This window comes from Desulfobotulus sapovorans DSM 2055 (genome assembly GCF_059569355.1).
This window is the reverse complement of sequence record NZ_JCANVJ010000019.1, coordinates 49,836-66,091: the sequence shown is the minus strand read 5'-3', so window position 1 is coordinate 66,091 and position 16,256 is coordinate 49,836. Positions and strand designations below refer to the sequence as shown.

Sequence of the window (16,256 nt, the reverse complement as noted above, 5' to 3'; positions counted from 1 at the left end):
CCTTGTTTCAATCCACGCCCCCGCGGGGGGGCGACATTCATGAATCGCTTGTTTATGATGAGCCATTTTGTTTCAATCCACGCCCCCGCGGGGGGGCGACTTTATGCCCCGCCGAAACGGGGCTTTGTATATTAGTTTCAATCCACGCCCCCGCGGGGGGGCGACTTGAAGAACTCAGGCCCGTCGCCTTCTGCTTCAAGTTTCAATCCACGCCCCCGCGGGGGGGCGACAAGCCTATCTGCGGCGATTATTAAGTACGTCTATTGGGTTTCAATCCACGCCCCCGCGGGGGGGCGACCGTAATGCGATAAACCTAAGTTAAAACAAGAAGTTCAGGTAGTTTGTCCGCGAACCTCCTTTCCCAACAGTTTAAAAGTACAATCCATATTGTATGATTTTCCATTTTCCACTGTTTTTACAGCCTTATTTTGTAACGCGAACCTGATTTCATATATCCACCCCAACTCTTCAGAAGTACAGCTTTTTTTTCTGTAAGAATCTCAGACTGCTACTCTCTCGCAAATCTTAAAAAATCAGAGGCCCATCCATATCCAGGCTGGGTTTGGCTCCGACATGCTCTACCCTGGGTTTCCAGTTCTTTCCCATGTAGTAAAAGCGGAGGCTGTCTTCCATCGGTTCGATTTCTTTCAGCAGCAGGTTTTTCAGTTTTACCCAGAGGGTTGGATCGACGGAGCACTCGAACACGGAATACTGGACACGCTGCCCGTAATCTTCAAGGGTTTTTGCCACACGACGGAGACGTCTTCTGCCAGCGGCATCTCCGGTTTTCACATCGTAGCTTACCAGCACCATCATGGGGTCACCTCCAGAGAAAGGGAGGATAGCCATCCAGATCCCCCCGAAGATGCCGGGCCAGCAGCCTTGCCTGAATGAAGGGAACAAGTCCTTTGGGGATGGCTTCTTCTGTAAAGGGGTGGGTCAGGGTTTCCTGCTTCATCTTCTGCCACGTGGCCAGCACCCTTTTTCTGGCTTCATCTTCCAGGGTAACGGCTCCAGTGTCAGGATTTGTCAGAAAGTCGGAGGCCCTGACCTGTTCCCGGTTGATCAGTGAAACGGTCAGACGATCACAGAAAACAGGACGAAGTTCCTCCATCATGTCCAGGGCGAGACTGGGCCGACCGGGCCTGTCTTTGTGAAGAAAGCCTACGGCGGCATCCAGCCCCACGGTTTCCAGCGCACTCCTCACATCATGGACAAGCAGAGTGTAGAACAGGGAAAGGAGAGCGTTGACGGCATCTTTGGGGGGCCTGCGGTTTCTGCCTGAAAAGGCAAAGGCCGGGTCACTTTTCCGGATCAGATCCGGGAAGGCCGAGAAATAAGCCCGGGCGGCGTCACCTTCCATGCCACGGGCCGTATCACAATCCTTTACGGAAGTCAGAGTGCGTATGCGGCCGGAAAGAAGTTTTTCTGTTTCACGGAGGGCAGGGGTTTCTCCATGATCCCGGATGCACCGCAGGAGTGCCTGACGGCAGTTGTAGAGTTTGCCTGTCACAAAGGCCGCAGCAAGGGTTCCGGATTGATCCGCCACATCCGCAGTTCGGTACTGCGTCCGACGCAGCAGCACATTTCCATGCAGGGGGCCATGTACCCTGGCAAGAAAACGGCCCGTATCCGTGAGAAAGGTTACTGCCACATTGCGCTCCGCGCAGAAACCCATCAGCCAGGGACTCATGCCCACTGTACCAAAGCACACAATGCCGGAAATTCCGTGTATGGGAATTTTTATGTCCGGTCCTTCTTCCAGCCGGATATGGATGGTTTCCCTTTCCTTGGAAAGATAGGCCCCCGGTTTGGTGATATAAAGGATGTTTTGCAGAGGTTTCATATGAGATCCTCGGAAAGCCGTTTTTGCAGCCAGAGTTTTGCAGATTTGGCTTTGGGCTGACAGATGTCAAAAAGGGAGCAGCGGTCACAGCGGTTTTTCCGGTATCTGGCCTTTGGCAGTACGCCGCTTTCCATCATGGCATGGTATTCCATGGCCGTCTGGCGGGTAAGCTCCCTCAGGGCAGCATCAAAAGGAACGGTTTCCCGCCTTCTCGGGCTTGCGTAGAAAAGAAAACCTTCCGGTATTTCTGTATGCAGCATTTCTTCAAGACAGATGGCCTGGGCACAGAGCTGCACCCGATCCGCCTCAATCAGCTTGGGTTTTCCGCGTTTGTATTCCACAGGTATGGGCTGCCAGAGTCCTTTTCCTCTCCTGTGAAATTCCACGCAATCCGCCACGCCAAAAAGACCGAGGGTAAGGCTTTTCAACGGCATGGCGTAACAGAGGCGTACTCCGGATTTTTCCTGTTCTCCGCCTTCATCTACCCGCTCATGCAGTACACGGCCTTCGGCGGTGAAGCGATTTTCCTCCCATTCCCGATCCACATGGATAAGCCCGCACTGACGGGGACAATAGATCATGTGCTGCATACCGGAGACGGGAAGAAAATCGGCTTCAAGCATGTTACAGTTTCTCCTCTATCAGGATGCCTTCCGGGAGATTTTCCTGATTGATCTCAATGGCATACTGGGAAAAGGAACGGGCCGGGCCGGATGTGTCCGAACGATTGACGGTAATGCGGTCAAAGAGGGTGTGGGCAGGGGCATTGCCAAGCTTGGAAGCATGACGAAACACCACAAGCTTGCGGGCTGCCATTTTTCCCCGTGCCGCAGAGCGGTCGTGGTCGAACATCTGGCAGAGGGATTGCCAGAGAAGATCCAGATCCTTTTCAGAAAATCCTGTCCCTTTGGTTTCATCAGAAGCCAGATGGGGAGAAACGAATCCTTCAACCCGGTACAGGGCATAGGGCACAATGTATTTGCGACCCATGGTTCTTTCCTTTTCCAGATCCTTTTCATTGGTGACGGCCATGCGGGTGATGCTGATTTCCTGGGGCATGATGGGTTCCACACTTCTGGCGAAACTCAGTTGCACAGGCCCGCGAACCTGACCACAGTTGACATCTGTGGTCATGACGGCTCCAAAGGCCCGGATGTCATAGAAGTTGTTGCACATCCAGCGGGTGAGGTTGCGGGCATCTTCTTCTTTTTTTGGCAGTTTCTTGGGTTCAGGTTTGAGTTTCAGGGCTTCATAACCCTGCAAATGATTGCGGTTCAGCACGGCCTTTTCTGTCACATAGATGTGATAGGCCTTTCCTTCTTCCTTCTCAATGTCCGGAGTTGCAAGCTCAATGAAATTCCGGATTTTTCTTTTCAGACAGACATCCGTTACAAGGCCAAAGCCGGTTTCCGGATCAATGCGGGGCATGTTGCCTGCATCGGGATCGCCATTGGGGTTGCCGTTTTCCACGTCAAAGAAAAGAACGAATTCATAGCGGTTCTGAAGAGCGGTCATTTTATACCTCCACGGTTTCAGGGGTTGATTTTTTAGTAAAAAATGCTTTTTTCTGGTGGTAGTAGCCAAGGGTAAAAAGCCCCTGATCTTCAATGGAGAGGATGGAGGGGTAGGTATCCAGCATGGCCACAATGTCTGTGATCATTTTATCCCTTGTGATGGAAAGACCTGTGCTTGAAGGATCTTTCCGTAGTTTTGAGAGGTGGTTCTGGGCGTTTTTCAGCAACACATGAAAGGTTCTCTGGGGGGTGGCGGATGCAGAGCTGAAAAATTTATCCCGGATGGTGGCGTTGGTACCGGGTACGGCTTCTTCCTGAAGTTTTTCCAGAATGGCAAAGAGTCTGCCCAGGACATATCCTGTCTGTGTTTTTTCCGGATCAAGCATGATGGGAATCTCCATTTTTTGGTTGCGCATGAGGATGGCCTTGATCAGACCTGAGCGTATGCGGTCGATTTTACCTTCCGCACGGATACGTCCCATGACTGCGGCAAGGAGGGAGCGAGGATAGGAGTTGCCTGTGAAAATGGCCTGCATGAGCTGGCCGGAAAGAATGGGGGAAAGATTTTTGGTATCTTCCCTGACGGCCAGAGCCTTCAGGATTCTTCTCGGTGATATGAAGTCTGGTTCATTGTCGTATTGTTTGACAATTTCCATCTGTCTGTAATGGAGACCAATGGTATCCGTCAGTTGCCGGACAGTGGCAACATGGAAAAAACGGACGGAAATGCGGGCTGCATTGGGGGAAAGCCCCAGGATGAAAAAGAGATTGTCTTCCTGATCCAGCTCTTTGGGGCGGTGGCCTGAGGCCGTAGCTTTGAGAACTGCATGGAGTTTTTGTTCCAGCTCTTTTTTGTCCTGTTCCGTACTCTGGCTTTGATAGCCTTCGTCATGAATGAGGTCAGGATCGACCATAAAAGAAAAGAGGTCTTCAACGGGTGAGGTCTTTTCGGCCCAGAAGATGGTGGTGGCATCACCGATCTGAATCTTTCTCCGGTTGCTGCGATCCAGCAGGTAATTAAGGGCTGTGGTGTAGGCGAAGGTCGCTGTGTTCCCTATGGGCGCATTGAGATTTTGTTCTTTTCCAAAAGAGGTGAAGGAGGGGAGATTAAAGGACACCAAGGCGGCACCGGATGTCTGCGCTCCTGGGATTCCTTTGATAGCCGGATGCAGGCGGCTGATGGGTTCTATTTCCCCAGATACGAGGCAATACCCTGATTTTGTATCGTTATCCTGTTCCAGATACTTTTTCCATGCTTTAATGATGGCGGGGCGTTGGTGAAGAAAGAGGTTATCTCCTTCCAACCGGAATACAAGGTTGGAACCGCTCATTTCATCCCAGAACCGCAAAGAGTTCGCTGCTTCTGGATTCCAGGTCTCTAGGAAGAGGCTTAGCGCCTTAATTCCTGTATCTTCATTTTTATCGGTGATCAGGTGGAAAAGAGTTTTGAAGGCCTCAAAGCGGGCTTTGGCCTGTTCCGGTTTATTTTTTTCATCGGCACCCAGCACGTAGGTTGTGTTGTCCCAGCAGAAATTGGCAGCTACTCCGGAAGATCGTTTGACTGCCTGGGGAACAATCAGCTGTCTTGGTTTTCCATCGACACGAAGATCAACAGGGTCTCCAGTCAGTTGTCCTTCCTTTGAAAGGGTAAGACAAAAATGGATGCCTTGATTTGAAAATCCTGGAAGTGGGATGTCAGATTCTGGCTCTTGCACCATCCTGTCGTAAAAAGACGTTAAGGATTGCAGGATCATGAATGCACCTCCGCAGATTGCCATGGCGGTACATGGATGATGCCCTGCTTCATGACCGCCCGGAAAAACCGTGGGGTCATGCCGTCGGGATAGTCGATGTCGTGCAGCATCCAGCCCAGATCCCTTTCCGGTTCCTTGGAAAAAAAGGAGGGCAGGATGTCCTCTGCCGGAAGAATCCGTGCGGGAAATTCCCGGCATCCCAGATAAGGCTGGTGGAAATGCTGGCCCTTTTCCAGTCGTCTTCTGAAAATATCGGCATGTTTTCCGGGGTTGGTATCTTCTTCTCCGGTAAATTCAAAATGGGCCTCAATGATATAGTCCACATTTCTCAGAACCAGGGCGGCTCTCTGCTGACGGTTTTCCTCGGCGGCCATGAAGAGGGGACTGCCATCCTTCATGGCTTTTTTTGCCGTACCTGTGGGAATCTTTGCGCTGACTTCATTTCTCCGGATGTTGTCAAAACGGATGGGATTCAGAACATGAATCCGGTCAATTTCCCAGCGTATGGAAGGTTTCCAATAGACAGCTTCCAGAATGCCGCGGGCAGCAGAGGGGGTAATGGCATCATAGCTCACCCTTTCTGCCTTCATCTCCGGACGTGTAAAACATCCGTAATCCCCCTGCACCCGTATGCGACAGCCATAGGACATGGGGCCTCCTTTTTTTTCAGGTTGGAAATCGTAAGGGCTATATTGTATTTTTTTTAACTTCACTTCATATGAATTTTTAAAATGCATACTCATTATGAGTTTTGGATGTCAAAGCCTGTGTTTAAAAAAGCTGGGGCGACTTTTTGTTGCCAGGCTCGTTTGACATCGCTTCATATGTTTCAATCCATGCCCCATCAATGGGGCAGGTTAATGGTATTGGAAAAAAATCAAATATTGTCAGTTCCTCAAATAATAAAGGATTCGGGACTGGTTTCTGCATCCACCACAAGTCCCAGTTTTTTTGAGTACCAGGGATCAAGGCCCGTCAGGGCCGGATAGGTACCGTTGATCATCATGATCCCCCCTTTCTCACCCAGTTGGCGAAATTCATGGGGATAAATCTGAACGGTATAGGCCTGAAGCTTGCGTAAAAGGGTCGAAGGGTGGGGATGGCGTGTCAGATCCTCAATGAGTTTCTGGGCATCTTTATCCCATGGAACAAGGACAGGCTGCATGGCGTTTTCAATGAGGCGGAATTTTTCCGCCACTGTACGAAAGGGAAAAAGTAAACTTTTTCGGCCTTCTTCAAAAGAAGGCATGATGTCTTTTTCATCAAGTGTCGGGGAAAGCCAGTAGGCTTCCTTAAAATAATGGTGCATGGCCTGGGGTGAAAACGGATCGTCTGGAAACTGACGCAGTGCGGACTCTGCTGCGGCAATGTTTCTCCGGAACATTTTTGGACTCTTTCCATCCTGGGGTCGAAAAACCTGAATCTGCCCGAGGCCCTCCATTTCTCCGTTTCTGTTGCAGCGCCCTGCTGCCTGACAGATGGAATCCAGCCCCGCCATTTCCCGGAAAACGATGGGAAAGGAGACATCCACACCTGCTTCCACAAGCTGGGTGGCAACAACCCGACAGGCTTCTTTGTTGTGAAGGCAGCGGCGGATGGCCTGAAGGGTCTGTTTTCTGTGTGCCGGACACATACGGGCACTGAGATGGAAGAGATTTTCCCCTTCTTCAAGGAGGGAAAAGATGTCTGCCGCACGCTTTCGGGTGTTCACAATACACAAGGCCTGCTCTGTTGTTGTTATGGCATCGGCTATATTCTGATCAGACTGATCTCCCAGCAGCGTGAGTTTTGTTCTGCGGAAAGCGTCATGGAAATGGAAAGGATCGGGGATAATTTCCCGGATGTATTCTGGATTCAGACCTTTTTCAAAGTGGGGGCCTTTTTCTAAGGCAGGCTGGGTGGCGGTACACAAGACAACGGAGGCCCTGTAGTTTTCCGTGAGTTCTTTTAAAGCGGCAAGACAGGGTTCAAGGTAGGCTGGTGGAAGCATCTGGGCCTCATCCAGAATGATCACACTGCCTGCAATGTTGTGGAGTTTGCGGCATCGGGAAGGTTTGTTGGCAAAGAGGGATTCAAAAAACTGGACGTTGGTGGTGACGATGACAGGCGCATCCCAGTTTTCCGATGCAAGCCTGTGGGCCAGCAGATGCTGGGCATCCTCTTCTTCCGGGTCTGGTGCAAAGTTGCTGTGATGCTCAATGATTGCCTTTTCACCCAGAACATCCCTGAACACGTCGGCGTTCTGCTCAATGATGCTGGTAAAGGGGATGACATAAATAATGCGTTTGAGCTGATTCAGTCCTGCATGTTTCAGGGCAAAGGCCATGGAAGCCAGTGTCTTCCCGCCTCCCGTGGGCACAGTGAGAGAAAAGAGTCCAGGAGGCTTATTGGCGGCCTCAAGGCAGGCTTTAAGAATTTCAGTCCGCTTTTCATTGATGGGAGAATTGGCCTGAAACCCCTGCATGTGCCGGGTAAGGGCATGTTCCAGATCCCTAAGGGGAGGTGTCCCGGAACGGGCATGGAATTTTTCTGGATTTAAAAAGCGTTCCGTGTCCAGAAAATCCGCATCTACGAGGCAGGAAAAAAGCATACGGGTAAAAAAAGCCGCTTGAAATCCATTCTGAATCCGGATGGGGGGTTTAAGAGCGGGAAGCTGGGGCGTTTGGGGCAGACAGGGCCGGATGTCGGCTGCGGTTTTGAGCCTTTCCTCAAGATCCCTGTGCGTTCCGGAGATACCGTCCGGCATCCCGCCGTGGTGTCCCAGGATGGTATAGGCGATGAGTTTGCCGTATCCTTTGATGGTTTCATGTATCCATCTGGCTCCGGGGCCACTGTGATCCACAGCTTCTTTTGAGCCTTCGAGCCTTTTCTGAAAAGGCGGCTGATATTTTCCAAGATCATGGCCCATGCCTGAAGTATGGCCCCAGTCTCCGGCTTTAAAGCTGTCCGCAAATTCACGGGCCATGAGGGCAACGCCCGTCAGGTGGTCATCCAGAGTCTGCCAGGATTCTTTTGGAAGATCAGCGAGAGAGTGCGCGTAGAACATGGAATCTCCTTTTTCAGTCTGTATTTACGACCTTTGAAAACACTTCATACCACACCCACTGCATCACAGGATGATGCACCCCCATAATTTTCCAGACTTTTTTTCAAGGCTGCCACCACCTCCATTTTCAGGCTTTCCGGGCCTTCCACCTTTACCCCCGGCCCGTGGCGCAGAATCTCCCGCACAAGTTCCGTGGCGCTGTTGTAGGGCAGGCTTAAGATCAGGGTGTCTCCGTCCCAGCGGGTCATCTGGTTTTTGTGCCAGATTTCGTCCTTCACCCAGCGGGCATTGGGCTGGTAAAAGCGCAGAAAGGCTGTGTTTTCCGCTTTGCCTGCGAAAATACCGAAGCCGCTTTCCGTGTGCTCCTTTATTTTTCTGGGATCAAGGATGTCCGCCGGAAGATCCGGTATTCCCATGATGGAGATACGATCCATGGAAAAGGTGCGCAGCTCTTTTCGTAGTTCGCAGAAGGCCACGAGATACCAGTTGATCTGGTACTGCACGAGTTTCTGGGGGTGGATGCGGCGGGTTTCGGTTTTGTCGTCTCCCCGTGCGTGGTAGCGGATATCGAGAACCCGGCCATGGAGAAGGGCCCTGCACACGGCGGCGAAAACCGCTCTTTCAAGACGGCGCTGGTACACGGGCATAACCTGGATGCGCTTTGCGATGAGGGCGGGATCATGGCCAAGCTTTGCAAGGGCCTTGTCCAGTTTTTCCCGGACAGGCACGAGAAAGGGGGCCATGGCGGCCTTTTCCTCGGTGTCCGTTACTTCCTGAAGGAGGCGCAGGGCGTACAGCTCGGTCTGACTGAGCCAGAATCCGGGCAGGGAAAAGGAGTCTGCTTCCGGATCGTAGCGGTAGCCTCGGGCTGCTTTATCGTAGAGGATGGGGGCCTCGAAAAAATCCCGCATGTACTGGATGTCCCGTTTGAGAGTTGCCGGAGATTTTTCCGTTTCCTTTTCCATGCGGGAAAGGGGAATGGTTTTTCCGCTCTGAAGCAGGCTGTCAATGCGATAGATACGTTCAAGCTGGTTCATGGGGTCTCCTTGACCGATGGCGGATGCCGGGCCGCAGGTCTTTGGGAAAATTGTGGGGATGACAGCGTCTGGATTTTCAGGGTGTCATAATTTTCCGCTGAATATAGGTTGATCTTCTGATAGTGTGCAAGGTGCAGGTGGCGCGTACCCCGGAAAAAGTGATCCTGCATGGGGGAGGTCGGGTATCCTTATCAACGGAAGGCCTGAAAAAGGCCTGGAGGAGGAAGATGAAAATGAGAATCGGAGTTGTTTTGATGCTGGCTGCTGTGCTGTGTCTTTTTTCCTGCTCACGGGAAGTACCATCGGAGCTGAGTTTTGATCCTTTGCCCTATGCCTATGATGCGCTGGAGCCGTATATTGATGCCCAGACTATGGAGGTGCACTACGAGCGCCATCACAGGGGCTATTTCAACAAGCTGGTGGAGGCGGTGAAGGGAACTTCCTATGCCGGGAAAAGTCTGGAAGATATCCTGGCCGGTGCGGACAGGCTCCCGGCTGCGGTACGCAACAATGCGGGCGGGCATTACAACCATACCCTCTTCTGGACGGTGCTGTCACCGCAGGGCGGGGGACTTCCCCAGGGGCTGCTTGCGGAGAAGCTGAAAACGGATTTTGGATCTTTTGAGAAATTTCAGGAAATTTTCAATCAGGCGGCCCTTTCCCGTTTTGGCAGCGGATGGGCCTGGCTTTGTGTGGCAAAGGATGGTTCCCTGTTTGTGACGTCCACCCCCAATCAGGACAATCCTCTGATGGCGGATGTGGAAAAAACCGGTATCCCCATTCTGGGCCTGGATGTCTGGGAACATGCCTACTACCTCCAGTATCAGAACCAGAGAAGCCAATATATTGATGCCTTCTGGCATGTGGTGAACTGGCCGGAGGTGACGGCGCGTCTTGAGAAAGCCCTTGCCCCAAGGTAAGGCAGCCTATGCTGTTCCATGGATGAAGTGTGCCATCGTTCCCATATTCCAGTCTGGGGACGATGGGGTAACGCAGGATCTCCCCGGAAATCTTCCGTTTTTTCCCAGTCTGGGAAAGGGCCGTGGATTTTCCGGGGATTTTTTTTGAGGGGAGAGAAATCAGGCGGAAGGGAGTGCCAGGATATCCGTGAGAGCTGCCTGTAGATCCGTAATGGAAAAGGGTTTTTTGAGGAAGCGTGTGGGAGATTTGTCCGTCAGTTGCAGTACGGCATCGTCACTGTTGTATCCGCTGCACAGGATGACCTTCACGTCGGGCCGGATGCGGCGCATGGCGTGCAGTGCGGTGAGTCCGTCCATTCTCGGCATGGTGAGATCCATGATGACGCAGAGGATGGTGTCACTGTTCTCCCTGAAGAGCAGCAGGCCTTCTTCGCCATCGGCGGCTTCCAGGGTGGAAAAATCCAGAAGTTTCATAATTTCAACACAGAGGGATCGCACCATTTTTTCATCATCCACCACAAGGATGATACCGTTTTGGGTTCTGTTTACGGGAAGAACGGGAGGGGCAGGGAGGCGGTTTGTTTCTTCCTCGTAGGTGTCGGGGGCTTCCAGCGCCGGCAGAAAGACCTGAAAACAGCTTCCTTCACCGGGACGGCTTTTTACCATGATGGCTCCGCCGTGGCTGTGTACAATCCCCAGTACGGCAGCCAGTCCCAGCCCACGACCCGTAAGCCGGGTGGAAAAAAAAGGTTCGAAGATCCGTTCCAGATTTTTTTCATCCATGCCGGAACCCGTATCCGAGACAGTAATGTGGACAAAATGACCGGCTCGCGGTTTTTCGAGAAGACGGCTCCGGCTGAGGAAAGCGGCATCGCAGAAACGCTTTCCCGTTGTGATGGAAAGGGTTCCCGCTTTTTTTTCCATGGCTTCGGAGGCATTGGCCACAAGGTTGATCAATACCTGTTGTAACTGACCGGGGTCGGCCATGATGCTCAGATTTTCTTCGGTGAGATCCAGGTTCATGGTGACCGTTTTGCTGGTCAGGGATTGGAGCAGGCTCTGATTTTCATCAATAAAGTGATTGATGTTGATGGGTTGGGCCATGAGCTGCCCTTTTCCGGAATAGGCCAGGATTTTCCGGGTGAGATCCGTGGCCCGCTGGACGGCCACATTCGCCTGCCCCATGCGGGTGTAGGGAACGGAGTGCTTGTCAGGAATAGTATCCATGGCCAGTTCCAGGTTTCCCTGAATCACGGCCAGAAGATTGTTGAAGTCGTTGGCGATGCCACCGGCCAGCAGACCGAGGCTTTCCAGTTTCTGGGTGTGCAGCAGACGCCGTTCCATTTCCAGACGCTGTACCTGCTTGTTTTTGGTCTGGGTGATGTCAATGATGAACCCCCGAAGTCCGCAGACCCGGTTTTCAATCAGGATGGCTGAGGTGTGCATCTGTGCAGGAAAGGTGAGCTGATTTTTTCGCAGGGCTTCAAATTCGAGGGAGCCTGCCACCTCGTTGCGGAAGACCTTCAGGGCATGGTCAAAAATAAGATTTTTGTCTTCCTTAATGGCAAAGTCCATCAGTTTGAGTCCGGAACGGATATCCGTGCGGCTATAGCCGAAACGCTCCAGCGTATTGGGATTGGCGTAGGTGATCACACAGTCCAGATCAATCTCAAAAACACTTTCCGGAAGGGCTTCGGCAAGGTTCCGGAAACGTTTTTCGCTGATGCGCAACGCCTGCTCCCGCTCGAAAATGGCCCGCATCATTGCTTTGAAGCCCCGGTGGAGTACATCCAGTTCATGGAAGGGGCTTTCTTCCATGCTGTCCTGCCGCTCTTGCTTGCGGTTGATTTCACCCCGCTCCATTTTTTCCATGGTCTGGGCAAAACGGGCCAGAGGCTGGGAGATTTCCCGGTCGAGGTTCTGTTTTAAAAACCAGAAGGTGAGCATGAGAAGCAGGCTCAGGGGCAGTACCAGGGAAACCATGAGAAAGAGGATGGAAAAAAAGAGGGCTTTCGCATTCCAGGCCGTGAAGACCATCCATTCTCCGTTGAGAACAGGGGCGGCACTGAAGAGGTGGGGCACATCCTGAAGGATGTCCATTCCCAGAAAGCCCCTGTGGCCCCCAAGGGCAAGGCCGACGGATCGGAGATGGCCGACATTGGTCTGCTGTTTCACCAGGGTACTGTCCGGATGGGCGATGAGTGTGCCATAGCGATCCGTGATGAAAACATGGGCCTTGTGTTCCGTTTTTCCCAGTCCTGCGATGAAGTTCTGAAGATTGAAGAGGTTGAGCTCGCCCACCACCATCTGCTGGTTCACAACCCTGCTGAACAGGCTGACCGTAATCTGGTTGCTTAAGGGCGCCAGATAGGGGGAGGAGATCCGCAGATCCGATGTGCTGGTTTTCTGCTGGGCCATGGTGATGAGACGGGAATAATCCTTGAGCGTACCTGCGGGGGGAAAGGTTTTCAGAACGTTTCCCGTATCCGTGAGCAGCAGGATACGTTCAAAGGATGTGGATTTTTTCAGATAGGCGTCGGAGAGGGAAGGGAAGGTGGCAAGGGATGCGGTTTCTGCCAGAAGGGTGAGGACTTCTGCCGAGGTGTTCAGATAGGTGGCCACATATTCCGCGATGGCCAGGGTCTGGATCTGCTGTTCCCGCTGCATCTCCTGCCAGCGCTGCCAGCCCGAAAAGAGAGCGATGGACAGTATCAGGAGGATGGCTGGCAGGAGCAGACGCAGCATCAGATAGCGGTGGAGCAGGTGACTGAGGGAAGGGATTTTCATGGCATGGCCTCCAGCAGCATATGAAGGACGGGTTCAAACTGCCCCTTCTGAACCTCCAGAATATGAACGGGGCTGAGGGTATCCCCAAAGGCATTGAGGCTGATGGGATAATGCAGGCCGGGAAAGTTCCGGATGCGGACGAGGGCCTCTTTCAGGCCTTCCTGTTTCCCCCCCGTCTGCTCCAGAGCCAGGGCCAGGATGTGCATGGCGTCAAAGGCATATTCCGCTGCAAAGGAGGGCAGATGCCCGAAACGCTCAAAATAACGATCCAGGAAAAGACGGTATCGCGGACTGGGATTCTCACGGAAGGAGTGGGCCGCAAAGATGATGGTCTCTACGGTTTTTCCGCCCGCGGTGAGCAGGTCTTCGGTCATGGCCCAGTGGGAGCTTAAAAGGGGGAGAGAGATCTTGGCCGCATGGAGGGTCTGGGCCAGGGTCGCCGCATCCCTTGCGGAGAGAATGACAAGGAGAGCGTCGATTTTTGTCTTTGCGATCTCAGCCCCCAGAGCCTGCCAGTCCGTCGCATCCGGGCTTGTGAGGGTCTGTTCCATGACAAGGGTGCCGCCCTGAGCCTCAAGCTCCCGGACAAAAAAGGTATGAAAGGGATCGGTATAGCCCCTGTTGTTCAGATCCCGTACCGTTCCCAGGCGTTTGAATTTCTTTTCCTGAACGGCATAGCGGGCAAGGGCCCGTGCCGGGCCATCCGCTGCGGGCTGGACGCGGAAGAAAAAGTCTTTCAGGCCACTCAGTTCAGGGCTGGATGTGGTGGGACTGAGCAGCACCACGCCCGCTTCATTGATGAGGGGCAGGGCCGCCAGGGTCTGGGTGCTGGTCATGTGGCCGATGATGGCCACCACCCCGGCCTGAATCAGTTCCCTGTCCGCCTGAAGGGCACCTTCCGGGGTTCCTTTGTCATCCTTGACCAGCAGTTCCAGACGCCGTCCCCCGATCCCCCCCATCCCGTTGATCTCTTCCAGGGCGAGCTGGGTTCCATTGCGGCCATGGACTCCGAGATCCGCATAGGAACCCATGAGGGTTCCGGAAAATCCCACCCGGATGGGGGGCGGATCGCAGGCCGCAAGGCAGAACGATATGAGGGCAATACAGCAGAGGTGCATGGTTTTTTGCATGGGAGAATGTCCTTTCTGTTGAGGGCTCATGTCACTCAAAGAATCCGGATGCCTGCCCTGCGCGTGATTTTTTCCTTGTTTTCCCGGAGAATGTCCACCCGGATGTCATGGGTTCCGGGATGCAGCGTCCAGAAAATTTCCGGTTCAAGGGTCTCACCGAGAAGGGTGTCGTTGATGTGCCATACATAACGGGCGGCTTCCTGAACTCCTTCCACCGCAAGCCCCAGGCGCTGGCGTTCCGCAGGAATTCTTGGATCCATGGCAAGCAGCAGACCGTCCGGGGGCCGGACAAGACGGATGGCACTTTCTTCCTCCACTGCCAGAAAGCGGGCTGTGGAGGCGGTACCCGGAGGCAGCCATTCGCTGCGAAAGCCTGTGCAGCCGCCCTCCCTGTTTTCCCGGATGCAGATGTCCTGCTGTACGAGATGGCGGGGCAGGGGCAGGGCATGGCCCGGCTGCTGGCGGTTCAGTTCTGCAAAGATGGCCCGGAGCAGGGGGACAGGGCCGGAAGCACCGGCCAGACCTTCCGTGGGGCTGCGATCCAGGTTGCCCATCCAGATGCCCACCGTATGGCTGTGGTCAAAACCCAAAGCCCAGGTATCCCGGTGGTCGGAGCTGGTGCCCGTTTTGATGGCTGTCTGCACGGGAAAGGAAAGCAGGGGGCCGAACTCCCGCCTTCTGGCTTCGGGATCCGAGAGGATGAGAGCGATGAGACGGGTCGTATCCGGCTCAAAAATCCGAGCTTCCCGTAAAACCGTCTTTTCGTTCGCAAGAAAACGCAGGGGCCGTTTCACCCCATCGCTGGCCAGTACGCTATAAGCTTCGGTCAGCTCCTTCAGGGAAACCTCACCATTGCCGAGAACAAGGCCGTCTCCGTAAAAATCCGGGTTGCGGTTCAGGGAGGAGAGGCCGCATGTCCTTAAGGTGGTGAGAAAGGGGGCGATGCCCACATGGCGCACGGTGCGGACAGCGGCCAGGTTGAGGGAGTTGGCCAGGGCATCCCGCAGGGGCAAAAGACCATAGGCATTGCGGGAATAGTTCTGGTAATCGTGCAGTCCCCTGCCAACGGCTGTGCTGATGGGTGTGTCGGCGATGGGGCTTGCCGCTGTCCAGCCCTTCTCCAGGGCCATGGCGTAGGCAAAGGGTTTGAGGGTGGAGCCCGGCTGTCTGGGTGTCAGAACGGCATTGATGCGGCCTCCGGATCGGCTGTCCCCATTGCCGGCGACGGCCCAGGCCCGGATTTCTCCCGTTTCATGGGCAATGACCAGAACGGCTCCGTTGAGCACCCGTTCCTGCTGTAACAGAGAAACCCGGCTGTCGAGAAGGGATTGTATCCTGTTCTGGAGAGGGCCGTCCAGACTTGTTTTCAGACCTGTTTTCAGCAAAAAAGACCGGGAATCGGAAACGTCCTGAAGATTCTCCCGGACAAAGCGGACAAAAAAGGGGGCTTCCACGGCCAGTTCCGCCCTGCGGACTGCGGGAACCTGAGTAGCCAGGCGAAAGGCCCTTTCTTCCAGCAGGCCCGCTTCCTTCATGCGAAGTGCCAGACCTTGCAGCCGGAGGGCAAGCCGTTCCGGGTGGTTTTCCGGATGCAGGGCCTGGGGCGCTCTCGGCAGAATGGCCAGGGTGAGTATCTCGTTGGCACCCAGTGTGGCAAGATCCCGGTCAAAGAGCGTCCTTGCCGCCTGTACCACACCCCGACAGCGATCCGGGTAGGGTACCTGATTGAGGTAAAAGGCGAGGATTTCCGCCTTGGAGACTTTTTTTTCCAGAAGACGGGCTTCCAGACTTTCGAGGATGCGGGAACGCAGGGTTCTCGGCCTCGGGTGCAGGATGCGAATCACCTGTTCTGTGATGCTGCTGGCACCCCGGATGCTGCGGCCTGCCCTCAGGTTCTGGAAAAGGGCGTGGCTGACGGCCAGCCAGTCCGTCCCGCTGTGGCTGAAGAAGCGCTGGTCTTCCGCCAGCACAAGGGCCTGACGGAGCAGCAGGGGAATGGCATCCAGCTCCGCAAGATCGCTGGTGTTGAAAGGTTCTTCCCGTGTGAGACTGAGAAGCGTGCCATGGCGATCCGTAAGCCGGATGCGTTCTCCTGGAAGGCCGGGATCCAGGCTGTGGGGCAAAGGCCGCAGTCCCGGCAGAATCCAGAGGCTGAAAAAGAGAAGACAAAGGCCGCACAGGACAGGCAGGCCAGTGTAAAGGAAAAGCGTCCGGCTTTCCAT

General features: G+C 53.9%; 12 protein-coding genes and 1 CRISPR repeat array. Of the genes, 1 reads left to right on the top strand and 11 read right to left on the bottom strand.

Annotated features, from left to right (window positions below; translation table 11 throughout):
• Nucleotides 1–4: 4 nt before the first annotated feature.
• A CRISPR array of direct repeats spans nt 5–298; the repeat unit is 31 nt; unit sequence GTTTCAATCCACGCCCCCGCGGGGGGGCGAC.
• 227 nt (nt 299–525) lie between these two features.
• From cas2 to BR04_RS12455, 8 genes are all read right to left on the bottom strand, one after another.
• On the bottom strand, nt 526–816 hold the full coding sequence (cas2, locus tag BR04_RS12490) for a CRISPR-associated endonuclease Cas2 (RefSeq protein WP_496356350.1): 291 nt from the start codon (nt 814–816) through the stop codon (nt 526–528).
• A 4-nt stretch (nt 817–820) separates the two neighbouring features.
• On the bottom strand, nt 821–1,846 hold the full coding sequence (gene cas1c, locus BR04_RS12485) for a type I-C CRISPR-associated endonuclease Cas1c (RefSeq protein ID WP_496356349.1): 1,026 nt from the start codon (nt 1,844–1,846) through the stop codon (nt 821–823).
• Nucleotides 1,843–2,469 (bottom strand): CRISPR-associated protein Cas4, encoded by a 627-nt coding sequence (gene cas4, locus BR04_RS12480; RefSeq protein WP_496356348.1) that lies wholly within the window; start codon nt 2,467–2,469, stop codon nt 1,843–1,845. The genes cas1c and cas4 overlap by 4 nt, the downstream gene beginning before the upstream one ends.
• A 1-nt stretch (nt 2,470) precedes the next feature.
• Nucleotides 2,471–3,361, bottom strand: a complete 891-nt coding sequence (gene cas7c, locus BR04_RS12475) for a type I-C CRISPR-associated protein Cas7/Csd2 (protein WP_496356347.1) — start codon at nt 3,359–3,361, stop codon at nt 2,471–2,473.
• Nucleotide 3,362: 1 nt separating this feature from the next.
• Nucleotides 3,363–5,114, bottom strand: coding sequence for a type I-C CRISPR-associated protein Cas8c/Csd1 (cas8c, locus tag BR04_RS12470; protein ID WP_496356346.1), 1,752 nt, complete (start codon nt 5,112–5,114; stop codon nt 3,363–3,365).
• The gene (gene cas5c / locus BR04_RS12465; RefSeq protein ID WP_496356345.1) at nt 5,111–5,764 is read right to left on the bottom strand and encodes a type I-C CRISPR-associated protein Cas5c; all 654 of its coding nucleotides are present in this window, start codon (nt 5,762–5,764) and stop codon (nt 5,111–5,113) included. Before cas5c ends, cas8c begins: the two co-directional genes overlap by 4 nt.
• Nucleotides 5,765–6,009: 245 nt before the next feature.
• Nucleotides 6,010–8,160, bottom strand: a complete 2,151-nt coding sequence (gene cas3, locus BR04_RS12460; RefSeq protein WP_496356344.1) for a CRISPR-associated helicase Cas3' — start codon at nt 8,158–8,160, stop codon at nt 6,010–6,012.
• Between the two features lie 44 nt (nt 8,161–8,204).
• The gene (locus BR04_RS12455; protein WP_496356343.1) at nt 8,205–9,197 is read right to left on the bottom strand and encodes a helix-turn-helix transcriptional regulator; all 993 of its coding nucleotides are present in this window, start codon (nt 9,195–9,197) and stop codon (nt 8,205–8,207) included.
• Between the two features lie 227 nt (nt 9,198–9,424).
• Between BR04_RS12455 and BR04_RS12450 the strand changes: the two genes are divergently transcribed.
• Entirely contained in the window at nt 9,425–10,117 is a 693-nt protein-coding gene (locus tag BR04_RS12450; RefSeq protein WP_496356342.1) for a superoxide dismutase, read from the top strand.
• Between the two features lie 159 nt (nt 10,118–10,276).
• Here the strand turns inward: BR04_RS12450 and BR04_RS12445 are convergent, their stop codons facing one another.
• Genes BR04_RS12445 through BR04_RS12435 form a run of 3 tightly spaced genes read right to left on the bottom strand, consistent with a single transcriptional unit; the run spans nt 10,277 to nt 16,256 of the window.
• On the bottom strand, nt 10,277–12,904 hold the full coding sequence (locus BR04_RS12445; RefSeq protein WP_496356341.1) for a hybrid sensor histidine kinase/response regulator: 2,628 nt from the start codon (nt 12,902–12,904) through the stop codon (nt 10,277–10,279).
• Complete coding sequence (locus BR04_RS12440; protein WP_496356340.1) at nt 12,901–14,034, bottom strand: ABC transporter substrate-binding protein; 1,134 nt, start codon at nt 14,032–14,034, stop codon at nt 12,901–12,903. Before BR04_RS12440 ends, BR04_RS12445 begins: the two co-directional genes overlap by 4 nt.
• 35 nt (nt 14,035–14,069) lie before the next feature.
• Nucleotides 14,070–16,256 (bottom strand): transglycosylase domain-containing protein, encoded by a 2,187-nt coding sequence (locus BR04_RS12435; RefSeq protein ID WP_496356339.1) that lies wholly within the window; start codon nt 16,254–16,256, stop codon nt 14,070–14,072.